At 51.6% G+C, this 13823-nt stretch carries 7 protein-coding genes and 2 tRNA genes; 2 read left to right on the top strand and 7 right to left on the bottom strand.

The window, feature by feature from the left end; translation table 11 throughout:
* The first annotated feature begins 25 nt into the window (after nt 1-25).
* Nucleotides 26-2644: an alanine--tRNA ligase gene (alaS, locus tag HF894_RS00040; RefSeq protein WP_204970669.1), complete on the top strand. Its 2619-nt coding sequence runs from the start codon at nt 26-28 to the stop codon at nt 2642-2644.
* Between the two features lie 306 nt (nt 2645-2950).
* Here alaS and HF894_RS00035 read toward each other — a convergent pair whose 3' ends face one another.
* The 7 genes from HF894_RS00035 to HF894_RS00010 form a co-directional block, all read right to left on the bottom strand.
* Complete coding sequence (locus tag HF894_RS00035) at nt 2951-4699, bottom strand: hypothetical protein (RefSeq protein ID WP_246593082.1); 1749 nt, start codon at nt 4697-4699, stop codon at nt 2951-2953.
* On the bottom strand, nt 4663-5412 hold the full coding sequence (locus HF894_RS15070) for a hypothetical protein (RefSeq protein WP_246593081.1): 750 nt from the start codon (nt 5410-5412) through the stop codon (nt 4663-4665). Before HF894_RS15070 ends, HF894_RS00035 begins: the two co-directional genes overlap by 37 nt.
* A gap of 13 nt (nt 5413-5425) precedes the next feature.
* On the bottom strand, nt 5426-6880 hold the full coding sequence (locus HF894_RS00030; RefSeq protein ID WP_204970668.1) for a TlpA family protein disulfide reductase: 1455 nt from the start codon (nt 6878-6880) through the stop codon (nt 5426-5428).
* 135 nt (nt 6881-7015) lie between these two features.
* A tRNA-Val gene (locus tag HF894_RS00025) sits at nt 7016-7090 on the bottom strand.
* Between the two features lie 35 nt (nt 7091-7125).
* Nucleotides 7126-7200 (bottom strand) — tRNA-Val (locus tag HF894_RS00020).
* Between the two features lie 313 nt (nt 7201-7513).
* Nucleotides 7514-10741 carry a carbamoyl-phosphate synthase (glutamine-hydrolyzing) large subunit gene (carB, locus tag HF894_RS00015; protein ID WP_204969381.1) on the bottom strand — a complete coding sequence of 1076 codons (3228 nt, stop codon included), beginning with the start codon at nt 10739-10741 and terminating at the stop codon, nt 7514-7516.
* 680 nt (nt 10742-11421) lie between these two features.
* A complete protein-coding gene (locus HF894_RS00010; protein ID WP_204970667.1) occupies nt 11422-12351 on the bottom strand; it encodes a tyrosine-type recombinase/integrase in 930 nt (309 codons plus the stop codon).
* 94 nt (nt 12352-12445) lie between these two features.
* On the opposite strand from HF894_RS00010, the gene HF894_RS00005 reads away from it, so the two are divergent.
* Nucleotides 12446-13561, top strand: coding sequence for an OmpA family protein (locus HF894_RS00005; protein WP_204970666.1), 1116 nt, complete (start codon nt 12446-12448; stop codon nt 13559-13561).
* Nucleotides 13562-13823 lie beyond the last annotated feature (262 nt).

Genomic DNA, 13823 nt, shown 5'->3' with positions numbered 1-13823 from the left:
TGAAACTTAAAAAATTAGATAGTATATGTTGACTGCAAACGAAATCAGAGACTCGTTCAAGAGTTTCTTCGAAAGCAAGGGACACCACATCGTCCCTTCCGCTCCCATGGTGATTAAGGACGACCCTACGCTGATGTTTACCAACGCAGGTATGAACCAGTTCAAAGACATCATCCTGGGCAATCATCCCGCCAAATATAAAAGAGTGGCCGACTCACAGAAGTGCCTGCGCGTCAGCGGAAAGCACAACGACCTGGAAGAAGTGGGACACGACACGTATCACCACACTATGTTCGAGATGCTGGGCAACTGGTCGTTCGGCGACTACTTCAAGAAGGAAGCCATCTCCTGGGCCTGGGAATACCTGGTGGACGTGCTGAAGATCAACCCCGAAAACCTCTATGCTACCGTCTTCGAAGGCAGCCCCGAAGAAGGCCTGAGCCGCGACGATGAAGCTGCTTCCTACTGGGAACAGTTCCTGCCGAAGGACCACATCATCAACGGTAACAAGCATGACAACTTCTGGGAAATGGGCGATACAGGTCCCTGCGGTCCGTGCTCGGAAATCCACATCGACCTCCGTTCCGAAGAAGAAAAGAAGCAGATACCCGGCCGCGACATGGTGAACCACGACCATCCGCAGGTCATCGAGATATGGAACCTCGTGTTCATGCAGTTCAACCGCAAGGCCGACGGCAGCCTCGAAGGTCTGCCCGCCAAGGTAATCGATACCGGTATGGGCTTCGAGCGTCTCTGTATGGCCATGCAGGGCAAGACGTCCAACTATGACACCGACGTCTTCCAGCCACTCATCCAGGCCATCGCCGCCATGGCTGGTGCCAAGTATGGCGAAGACAAGCAGAAGGACGTGGCCATGCGCGTCATTGCCGACCACATCCGTACCATCGCCTTCTCCATCACCGACGGACAGCTGCCCAGCAACGCCAAGGCCGGCTACGTCATCCGCCGCATCCTGCGCCGTGCCGTCCGCTATGGCTACACTTTCCTGGGTCAGAAGCAGTCGTTCATGTACAAGCTGCTGCCCGTGCTGATAGACAACATGGGAGCCGCCTACCCCGAACTGAACGCCCAGAAGGACCTCATCGCCAAGGTTATCAAGGAAGAGGAAGAAGCCTTCCTGCGCACACTGGAGACGGGTATCCGCCTGCTCGAAAAGACCATGGCCGAGGCCAAGGCTACCGGCAAGACCGAAATCAGCGGCAAGGACGCCTTTACGCTATACGACACCTTCGGCTTCCCGCTCGACCTGACCGAACTCATCCTGCGCGAGAACGGTATGACAGCCGACACGAAGGAATTCGATGCCGAGATGCAGCAGCAGAAGCAGCGTGCCCGCAATGCCGCCGCCGTAGAGACCGGCGACTGGATTACGCTGAAGGAAGGTACCACCGAATTTGTAGGTTACGACTATACAGAATATGAAACCAGCATCCTGCGCTACCGCCAGGTGAAGCAGAAAAACCAAACACTCTACCAGATTGTGCTGGACAAGACTCCGTTCTACGCTGAAAGCGGTGGTCAGGTAGGCGATACGGGTGTATTGGTAAGCGAGTTCGAGACCATCGACATCATCGACACCAAGAAAGAGAACAACCTGCCCATCCACCTGGCCAAGAAGCTGCCCGAACACCTCGACGCACCCATGATGGCCTGCGTGGACACCGACAAGCGCGCCGCCTGCGCCGCCAACCACTCGTGTACGCACCTGCTGGACGAAGCACTGCACACCGTGCTGGGCGACCACGTAGAGCAGAAAGGTTCGCTGGTTACGCCAGACTCGCTGCGTTTCGACTTCTCACACTTCCAAAAGGTGACCGACGAGCAACTGCGTCAGGTAGAGCATCTGGTCAACGCCAAGATCCGCGCCAACATTCCTTTGAAGGAATACCGCAACATTCCTATCGAGGAAGCCAAGGAACTGGGCGCCATCGCCCTCTTCGGTGAGAAGTACGGCGACCACGTCCGCGTCATCCAGTTCGGCTCGTCCATCGAGTTCTGTGGTGGTACGCACGTAGCCGCTACGGGTAATATCGGCATGGTGAAAATCATCTCCGAAAGCTCTGTAGCAGCTGGTGTACGCCGTATCGAGGCCTATACAGGTGCCCGTGTAGAAGAGTTGATTGATACACTGCAAGATACCATCCGCGACCTGAAAGCACTCTTCAACAACGCCCCCGACCTGGGCGGAACCATCCGCAAGTACATCGAGGAGAATGCCGGACTGAAAAAGCAGGTAGAGGAATTCATGAAGGAAAAGGAAGCCCTGCTGAAAGAAAAATTGTTGCAGAGCATCAAGGAAGTGAACGGCGTGAAGCTCATCAAGTTCTGCGCTCCCCTGCCCGCCGAGACAGTGAAGAACATTGCCTTCCAGCTGCGCGGCCAGATCACGGAGAACCTGTTCTTCGTGGCCGGCACCGAGTTCGAAGGCAAGCCGATGCTCACCGTCATGCTGAGCGACAACCTGGTGGCCAATGGCCTGAAGGCCGGCGCCCTGGTGAAGGAAGCCGCCAAACTCATTCTGGGTGGCGGTGGCGGTCAGCCCCACTTCGCAACAGCCGGTGGCAAGAACCCCGACGGCCTGAATGCAGCAGTCGACAAGATTGTAGAACTGGCAGGACTCTGATGCGTCAACCGCATCGGTAGGCTGCCAGCCTGAAATAAGAAAAGAGGGTGTATCCCAATCGGGATATGCCCTCTTTTTTTGTCAGCAAGCGTTATCCGCCAGCTTCCCCTGTGCTGACCAATCAGTTCAAACGCAGTATACTACCAGTTCAAAGGCGTTAAACTGTCAGTTTAAAAGCTTTAAACTCGCAGTTTAAACGGAGTAAACCGACAGTTTAAAGCCAGTAAACTGGCAGTTTATTTTCCGCAAACGAAAATAAACTGATAACTATCGACTTATCAAATACATACAAATCAAGTCGGATTATTATTCCAGGCTACCGATACGCCCGTCAGAATCGAGCACATTGACCGTGACGCGCGGGTAGCGGCAACGGCTGTTGTTGAAGAAGCGCACCGTAGCACATCCCTGCTCGTCGGTCATCAGTTCCGGCTGCCAGTACAGTGTCCGGCGGTAATCTTCCTCACGAGGCAGCACCCGATAATCCGGCGAATAGAACTCTTTAACCTTGCTATAGCCCTCAAGCCACGTCTTGCGCACACCTTTCGCCCCCTTGGCAGGTATTTCTCCCTCCGGTTTCGTTTCAATCAATACGACACAACCATACAGTTTGTCGATGTTCATCGGCGTGAACCGCGGGTCGGCGTAGCGGCACATGGTCCCAAGATCCTCGCTGATGTAGATGGACTTGATGGACTCCAGCGTCAGACTACGATATTTGTTGAAGTCCATTTCCTCGTGGCGGGTACGCTCATAGTTGATGACAAACAAAGCCAGACGGCCTTTGTAGAACAAATACTCCTCGCCCGACGGACTGAACTGCGTATAGAAATCGGGATTCATGTTCCTCATCAGTTCGTGGATGTCGTCGCCCACAAAGCCGTTCCGGTCCTGAATGTCGTCCATCTCCGAGGCCACGTCGTAGTAGGCTATGGACTTGGTGCGGGCCTGATAGACATCGCTGGCCTTGTCGCGCTTGCGGGCTTTCACCTCCACCTCGTCCAGGTGGTGTATCTTCTCGTCGATGCCCAGGCGGCGCAACGAGTCTTCGTAGGCCTGAAGGAACAGGTTGTAGTCTTCCTCCACCTGCACCGTATCGGCCGGTTCGTCGGCCGACGGCCCGACTTTCTGTTCCTCGCCGGGTACCCGTACCTGCATCTCGGCCAGCGAATACATGCGGGGCGCGGGAGCAAACACACGGTCCAGCACGATGCGGTGGTCTTTCTTCTTGCCCTCCTTCGTCACGGCCAGTATCAGATTCCACTTCCCCTCTATCTGCGAGACGAAGGAGAAACGCCCCAAGCTGTCGGTAGTAAAGAGGCCGAAGGACTGCTGCCTGCCCACCTCCGGGTCTTCGCCGGGACTGCTCAGGAAGGAAGACACTTCCACCCCGGCACGCGGTTTGCTGCGCACCATCGACACCACCGTGCCGTGCAGCTCGATGCCCTGTTCGGGCAGGTACTTCAGGTCGAAGAGGCGTACACCAGCCATGCTCTCCCAGTCGTACCGCCTCCAGCCCTGCACCATCAGCAGTTCGTCCAGCGCACGGCGGTGCGCCAGGTCACCAGACTCGAAATACCAGGCAGGACGGTGGACGTATCCTTTGATGTCCGACATCAGCAGCAGGTCGGTCAGCAGGCTGTGGCGGTTCTCCATCTCCTGCCAGCCGTCGCGCACGGAAACCGAGAGAGGCGCCTGCACGGGGCGACCTTCCGCATCCCGGACTTCAACGTCCAGACGGATGGAGTCGTAGGGCTGATAGGCAGCCTTGTCCGAACGGACCGCCACCGACAGGGTGTCGGGCTGCCCGGCAAAAATCAGACGGTCGGCCACCAGCCGGCCGGAAGGGTCGAACCACACGACCTGCGCCACGCCTACGGGTAGGTCCCGCTTGTCCAGCCCGAAGCGGACGGGACGGCTGCGGGTGACCGTCAGCATGCTGAAGTGGTAGAGCTGCCCTCCGCCGATGACCGCCATCCCCAGCATACTGCCCGGCGTACGGGCGTTCTTCTGTACCGTCACCAGCAGGCTGTCCGGCGAGCTGAGGTTGTCCACCGAACAGGCAAAGCCCTGCTCCCTGGCTTCCGGCAGGTCGAAACGGTATCGTTTTTCATTCCAGATGACTTCGGCCCGACCTTCTTCCTCGCCGGCCGTATAGGTAAAGCAGCCTTTCCCTTCGTGGCCCGTGGCAAAGGTGAGGCATCCGTCGCCTCGAAGGCCACACGCACCGGCACGTCCTTCACCAGATAGCCGCCTTCGGGATAGAAGCGGAGGTTCAGTTTCTTCTCCTTCCGCGGCCGCTTGCGTTCCTGCGGATACTTGCCTACCCGCGGGCTGATTTCCTTTTCCACATAGTGGCCCGGCACCTCCGGCTTGTCGAAGACGGGGATGATGCGCGAGAAGACCGAAGCCTCATCGAAGTTCAACATGTATTTGGTATAGGCCCGCACCTCGTAGAAGCCGGAATAGAACGGCAATTGCGTCAGGGCGAAGTGGCCGTGGCAACGGCCGTTCCTGACAGGAAGAATCTGCTTGGACACAATCTCGCCTCCAGGGTTGAGCAGTTCCACATACAGCGTCTTGCTCCACTCCGTGGGACGGTTCAGTCCGGAGGCCACCACGTAACACTGAAACCAGATGTCGTCGCCCTGATAATAGCTGGTGTTGTCGAGGTGCAGGGCCACCTTTTCCTGTGGCAGTGCCTTGCCGAACTGCTCTACACGGTGGGCCAGCGCCGTCAGCGGCCCCATTATCCCATGCCTGTTCATCGCACCACTCTCTTTACCTGGCCGCTTCCTGCAACTGTTCTTTCAGCTTGTCCCATTGCTCGGGCGAGGCGGCCGTGCTGAAACGGATGTTCCCCTGCTTGTCGAAGATGACGCAGCGCGGAATACTCAGGGCACCCTTATGGCCGAAGGTATCATAGATTTCCTGATGGAAGGCCTCCTGCCCACGGACGTGTTCGCCTTTCAGGTTGTAGTGCGCGGCCATCTTCCGCCACTTTTCATCGTCCTCCGGACGGTCGATGGAGAGGTAGAGCAGCACTACATCGTTGGCCGCGGCATACTCCTGCAACGGACCGACGTGGGCAAACGACGCACGGCAAGGACCACACCACGTGGCCCAGATGTCCATGAAGATGACTTTCCCTTTATAACGATCGGTCACGTCCTTAATCGTTTTGGCCGAGCTGACATCGGGGAAATGGATATCGGCCGGGATAGTCGTTTCATTGAAGGCACGGTTCTTGGCCACGGCACGGTCCACCCACGGCATCCATCCGCTTTCGGGATAGAGACGACGGAACTCGTCGGCCAGCGGAAGCAGCTGCGGGTCATAACGCTGCTGCGACTCGTCTTCGAGGAAGAGTTGGGCCAGAGCGGCTTCCTGCGCCTTGCCTGTCAGCCGGTGCGTAAAATCGTAGAAAGTCAGCTGCACGCCTTTCTCCACTCCTTCCGGCTTCGGCTCGCCCTTGGTATAATAACGAATGCCGGTATCATAACTTGCCGCGTCGTAGAACGAAAGGGAGAAAGGGCTACCAGGATGATTGATGGAGCAGAAGGCCGTCATGCTGTCCAGCTGGGCCAGCCATTCCTGCTTCGTGACCTCGGACGAGCGGAAGACAGTAGCCAGCACCTGGTTCTGGAAAGCCAGCAGCAACTGCATGCGTATGTCTTGGCGGACCTTGGTACGCAAGTCCTCGTCCACGCCTTCCACCTCCTTATCCAGCGACAGGGCATAGTCCGTCAGTTTGCGGCGCACCGATGTAGCCACGGTATCGCGAGTTATCTCCCAATGGTCTTTTCCATAAGCACGGATATCAAACACATCGTCATACAGCTGGTCCAGCAGTTCCGCCACACGGACCGTCTTGTCATCCTGTCCTTCGGTAATGGTCATCGGCTTTTCGGCCCATCCGTCCAATTCGATCCGCATCGTTCCTTCCTTGGCAAGAAGTGAACCCATATTCTTCTTTCCATACAGATAGAACTGAACCCGCTCGTATTCTCCCCCGGGCAGTGTCAGCGTGAACGTGCTGTCCGCCTGCAACTTCAACGTATCAAACGTCTGCGAATTGAACATTCCGCCAACCGACCGCTGGCAAACCAGAAGTGCCCCATCCGCATGACGCACGGATCCCGTAATATGAATCTCCGGACGGGAGATGCAGGCTGCACACAATCCGCCCAAACATACTGCTCCGAAGGCAGCTTTCCAAATACTACTACGTTTCATCGTCCGTAAAATATTAAAATAATAAAGGAACTATACCTGCCACAAAGATAACATTAATTCCAGACCGCAGGCTTTTATTAAAGGTAGAAAATAAAAAAGACCACATCATTCTTATGATGCAGTCTCTGTCGGAAGTGGGCGTTGACGGATTCGAACCGCCGACCCTCTGCTTGTAAGGCAGATGCTCTGAACCAGCTGAGCTAAACGCCCGATAGTTGAATAACGAAAGTGAAGGTTTATTTTTGTGGGCGTTGACGGATTCGAACCGCCGACCCTCTGCTTGTAAGGCAGATGCTCTGAACCAGCTGAGCTAAACGCCCGTCACTTTCGTTTCAAAAGCGCTGCAAAGGTACGACATTTTTTGATATCTGCAAACAAATGCTTGTTTTTTTTCTAAAAATATTATCTATCCTTGGTAGAAACGTACTACAGCATACACCACAAGTACGTTTAGCACTACCCAATCATCTCCGGAAGTGGGACAAACAAAGATGTGTACTATCAAAACAAAATGCCATTCTGAGCGAAATAAAGAACCTCTGCATAACCCACGAGATTCTTCGCTTTGCTCAGAATGACATTATCTTCGTACTTTTTCCTCCAGAAAAAATCTCTTAGAGAAAAAATAGTTCCTTATTTATACTCCTGCCAGCTCTTAATCTGAATATCTTCCAGCTTCATGCTACAGAAGGCCTCGATGAAGGCACTGGCCAGACGTGCATTGGTAATCAACGGAATGTTATGATCGATTGCACCACGACGAATCTTGTAACCATTGGTCAGCTCACGCTTGGTATGATTCTTCGGGATGTTGACAATAAGATCAAACTTGTGCTCAGAAATCATCTTCATCACGTTGTTCTCTGCATCGGGACGCTCATCAGGCCAGAATACTGGTACAGTGTCTACACCATGAGCATTAAGGAAAGCAGCTGTACCGGCCGTCGCGTAAATCTTATACCCCTTGGCAAAGAGCATGCGGCTGGCGTCGAGCAAATCGACCTTGGACTTCATGGCACCACTGGAGAACATCACGCCTTTTTCGCGTGAAGGAATCTTGAAACCGGTAGCAATCATGGCGTTGAGCAAAGCTTCAGAGAAGTCGTCGCCTATACAGCCTACCTCGCCCGTAGACGACATATCGACACCCAGCACGGGGTCGGCCTTGTGCAGACGGGAGAAGGAGAACTGGCTGGCCTTCACACCAATCCAGTCGATATCGTAAGCCGACTTGTCGGGCTTGGAGTAAGGAGCGTCAAGCATAATCTTTGTAGCAGTCTCGATGAAGTTGCGCTTTAATACCTTGCTGACAAAGGGGAACGAACGGGAAGCACGGAGATTACACTCGATGACCTTCACCTCGTTGTTACGTGCCAGGAACTGAATGTTGAACGGTCCGGAGATGTTCAGCTCCTTAGCAATCTGACGGCTGATCTTCTTGATGCGGCGAGCTGTTGCGAAGTAGATCTTCTGGGCAGGGAACACCAGCGTGGCGTCGCCCGAGTGTACACCGGCAAACTCAACGTGCTCGGAAATGGCATATTCTACAATCTCACCGTTCTGTGCCACGGCATCAAACTCGATTTCCTTGGTATTCTGCAAGAACTGTGATACGACTACAGGATATTCCTTGGACACCTCGGCAGCCATCTTCAAGAACTCTTGCAACTCGTCTTCATCGTAGCATACGTTCATAGCTGCACCCGAAAGAACATAAGACGGACGCACCAGAACGGGATAACCCACCTTGGCCACGAAGCCCTTCACGTCTTCAAGGCTAGTCAGCTCCTGCCATGCAGGCTGGTCGATGCCCAGCTGGTCGAGCATGTGGGAGAACTTGTTACGGTTCTCGGCACGGTCGATAGATATCGGAGAAGTACCCAATACAGGTACCGACTGGCGATAGAGTTTCATAGCCAGGTTGTTCGGTATCTGGCCACCCACGGATACGATGACACCACGCGGCTGCTCAAGGTCGATAACATCGAGTACACGTTCAAACGACAACTCGTCGAAGTAGAGGCGGTCGCACATATCGTAGTCAGTAGATACGGTCTCAGGATTATAGTTGATCATGATAGACTTGTAACCCAGCTTGCGAGCCGTCTGAATGGCATTCACCGAGCACCAGTCGAACTCAACGCTGGAGCCGATGCGGTAAGCACCCGAACCAAGCACGACAACGGACTTTTCGTTCTTGTAGTAGTTCACATCGTACCCCTCGACAGCGTAGGTCATGTAGAGGTAGTTGGTCAGTTCGGGATGTTCGCTGGCCACCGTATTGATACGCTTCACAGCCGGCAGAATACCTAATTCCTTACGACGGGCACGCACCATAAGGTTTTCCTTCTCCATGTTGCCCGTAGGATGAAGAACGAAGCGGGCAATCTGGAAGTCGGAGAAGCCCAATACCTTAGCCTCACGAAGAACGTCGGCAGGCAGATCCTCTACCTTATTATACTGAGAAAGCTTATGCTTGTAGTCGACAATGTTCTTCAGTTTACCCAGGAACCAGGGATCGATCTTGGTCAATTCGTAGATGCGGTCGATGGTATAACCTTCTTCCAATGCCTGTGCGATAGCGAAGATACGCAGATCTGTCGGATGAGACAGTTCGTGGTCGAGGTCGTCGAAGTGAGTACCGTCGTTGCCCACAAAGCCGTGCATGCCCTGACCGATCATACGCAGCCCCTTCTGAATGATTTCTTCGAAAGAGCGGCCGATAGACATGATTTCACCCACAGACTTCATGCTGGAACCGATTTCGCGGCTCACACCGACAAACTTCGTCAAGTCCCAACGAGGAATCTTACAGATCAAATAGTCAAGCTGCGGTGCAACGTAAGCCGAATTAGGGGTACCCATCTCGCCAATCTGGTCGAGCGTGTAGCCCAAAGCAATCTTGGCAGCCACAAACGCCAACGGATAACCAGTAGCCTTGGAAGCCAAAGCAGAAGAACGGCTCAAACGGGCATTCACCTCGATGACACGGTAATCGTTAGTCTCAGCGTTGAAAGCATACTGAATATTACACTCGCCTACAATACCCAGGTGACGGATACACTTGCGCGACAGGTCCTGCAACATCTCCACCTGCTCATTGGTGAGCGAACAGGTAGGAGCCACTACGATAGACTCACCCGTGTGAATGCCCAGCGGGTCGAAGTTCTCCATGCTGGCCACAGTGAAGCAGTGGTCGTTAGCATCGCGGATTACTTCAAACTCAATTTCTTTCCAGCCTTTCAGCGACTCTTCTACCAGAATCTGTTTGGAGAAAGTGAACGAACTTTCGGCCAGCTTAATGAAGGCTTCTTCGTCGGGGCAGATACCACTACCAAGACCACCCAAGGCGTAAGCCGAACGTACCATGACAGGATAACCGATTTCACGGGCAGCCTTCAAAGCATCTTCCATGCTCTCTACAGCGTGGCTCTTGGGCGTCTTCATCGGTATTTCGTCGAGTTTCTTCACGAAGAGGTCACGGTCTTCAGTGTACATGATAGCCTCTACCGAGGTACCCAACACACGTACACCGTATTTTTCGAGAATGCCCTTCTGATAGAGTTCCGTACCGCAGTTCAGCGCCGTTTGTCCACCGAAAGCCAGCAAAATGCCGTCGGGACGTTCCTTCTTGATGATTTCTTCCACGAAATAAGGAGTCACCGGCAGGAAGTAAACCTGATCGGCGATACCTTCCGAAGTCTGGATGGTAGCGATGTTGGGGTTCACCAGCACGGAGCTGATACCTTCTTCACGCAACGCTTTCAGCGCCTGCGAACCGGAGTAGTCGAACTCTCCGGCCTGACCGATCTTGAGCGCACCTGAACCCAAGACGAGCACTTTCTTCAAATCGTTCTTCATTGTTTCTCTTTATAAGTTGTTTTTAAATAGCTTCAGTCTGCTTTTGAATAAAAAAAATGCGTCACCCGACAACGGACAACGCATTTACCAAAGAACTAATATCTTACCGGAAACGAAGAAACCACCAGCCGGCGAATGAAAATCATCCGAACTGAAATAAAAACTGGTACCCATTTCCTGTGATTGCATATTACTTTCCAAAATTTGTGCAAAGTAACGATTTATTCGGGAAACGAGCAAATTTTAGGCGGAAATGTTTCCGACATTTATTGTAATTCAGAATCCAAACTTTTACATCAAAATAGAGCCTTCTAATTTTCATTATATCAAAACAACTTAAATACGCAACCAGACGAAAGTGTACATAACACATACTAATCTGCTGATACTACGCCTCATCAGAATACAAGAAATCGCATGCCAAAACGCTACACAGCACTATATTATGATACAAAACTCCACTGGATAACAAACAGAAAATCGTCTATTATCTCACAAACAAATTTTCAACATAGCAATAAAAAGCGACAAAAAGAATCTCAAATGACCACTCCCCGACCTGCTCCGCACTTGCTCCAAATAAAAGTACCCCAACCCGGAGTTGATACGGAGCAAGTACGGAGCAGATACGGAGTAAGTCACCCAATTGTAATATTTTGCAGGCATTTGCATTCCACCGATCATCGCTTGACGAAAGCTATAATTTGTTTGTTTGCTTCGTCTATCCGTTCACCCCGGAATGGTTTCAGATAAGTTTCCGTCACAGCTATTGACGAATGCCCCATTGCTTCCGAAATAATACCCGGATGGATTTCGCAATGATAGGCCAAAGTAGCCCAACTATGACGGGCTGCATAGGTACTCAGATGCGCATCAATTCCCAAATACCGACCAAGTTCCACCAATTTGTAATTGAAAAAGCGAAGAGCAGACTGATATTCCCGATAAGCCTTTTCCTGATCTTCCCAATTACCGATAATAGAAAATAAATAAGGCGACCTGCGATCCCGGTTCTCTATTTCCACCATCAATCGGATAGCCTCAGGGGGCAACACAACCGTCAGCAGTCGTCCCGTCTTCTTTCTTCTATAAACCAGCACATTTCCACAAAGATCCGTTTTGCGCAAAAAAGCCAGGTCGACAAACGGCAAGCCACGCAACAGGAACATAAGGGCAAATATCACCCCCGCCTTACGCACATCCGGCGAGATACAGTCATCCTCTCCATCATCAATCCAAGCCAGCAGACGTTTAAGATCCGACGTATCCAAAGCACGTTTGATGTTGGTTCGTGCCCCTGTATGAACATGCTCAAACAGACGAGGCACGTAGGGTACACGTCCGATATCCACACAACGGTTATAAGCCGAACGAAGCGAACGCATATAGGTTGCAACCGTATTCCAGCTACAATTACGTTTTCTCAGATACTGCTCGAAATGCTTCAGCACAGCTGGCGATAAATCTTTGAGTTTGAAACGAGGATTGTCGCTAAACGCGAGAAAAGCGTTTAGTGCAGACTGATAAATGTGGGCACTCCCCCATCTCTCATTGTCACGGAAATCATCTATGATTGCCGTAAACACATCTTTTAATACAATTTGTTTCATGACCTAAAAAAAGTTATTTCAAAAATCTTTGGTATTATAACTTTTTTTGCCATATTTGCGTTGATTTAGGGTTCAATTTTTAATTTGAGTCACAATGAAAACAATGAGTAAACTAATGCTGGCGGTCATGCTGCTCTGGACTACAGGCCTTTCCGCCCAGCAGACGAGTGGAGAAACTTCACAGCGTCGCATCAAGGAAGAAGGGAAAACGATCTTCGATCCCCACTTCTTTATGCAAATTCAAGGTGGTGTAGCCCATACGATTGGCGAAGGCGACTTCGGTGACTTGCTTTCACCCGCCGCAGCTCTGTATGTAGGCTATAAGTTCAATCCCTGGTTGGGAGTACGCGCCGGATTAAGTGGCTGGCAAGCAAAGGGTGCATGGGCTTCTCCCTACACAACCTACAAGTACAACTACCTGCAAGGAAATGTAGATGCCATGTTCGACCTCTGCAACTTGTTTGGAAAGTTTAATCCCAAGAGAGTAGTCAACCCTTACCTTTTTGCAGGAGTAGGCATTAACGGCGCATTCAACAACGACGAAGCAGTCGCTCTCAGCACAAAAGGTTACGACATGGCTTACCTGTGGAACGACAGCAAAGTACTCGTGGCAGGCCGACTGGGACTGGGACTTGATTTCCGTCTGAGCGACAGGGTTAACTTCAACATTGAAGCCAACGGCAATGTCCTTTCAGACAAGTTCAACTCCAAGAAGGCAGGAAACGCCGACTGGCAGTTCAATCTGATGGCAGGTTTCACCATCAAATTCGGAAAGGGCTACACCAAGACCGAACCGGTATACTACGAGCCGGAACCTCAGCCCGCACCGGTTGTCGAGAAGAAGCCCGAACCGAAACCTGTTGTAGTAGAAGAAAAAGAAGTGGTAGTAGAACCAATCCGCAAGGATATCTTCTTCACCTTGAATTCAGCAAAGATTCGTCCGTCTGAGGAACAGAAGATTAATGAATTGGTTCAATACATGAACGAAAACAAAGACTCCAAGGTCCTTATCAGCGGATATGCTGACGTAAAAACAGGAAATGAAAACATCAACCTTCGTATCTCTGAAAAACGAGCTAAGGCAACAGCAGAAGCCCTGAAAGCCAAAGGCATTGCTGAAGAGCGTATACAGATAGAATACAAGGGCGATACAGAACAGCCCTTTGAAGTGAATGAGCAGAACCGTGTTGCTATTTGTGTAACACAATAATAAAGCGAATGAAAACCGATAACCACTTTATTTATATGAGAGATTGCGTAAACGACTTGAAATGGTTCAAAATGCGTAGTTTTTTTATAAAAAAAGGGGATATTATTTGCACAGTTTTGCAAAATACCGTATGTTTGCACGACTTTTAATCCGTTATCTGCGAAATAACGGAAGAATTAATTAGCTTAATAAGTGTAAAACAAATTACAAACGGAGAGGGAAATTCGGCAAGAACTAAACGATTAAATATGAGAAACTCAAT

The organism is Caecibacteroides pullorum (assembly GCF_019239235.1).
GTDB classification, from domain to species: Bacteria; Bacteroidota; Bacteroidia; order Bacteroidales; family Bacteroidaceae; genus Bacteroides; species Bacteroides pullorum.
This window is presented reverse-complemented; position numbering and strand designations above follow the sequence as displayed.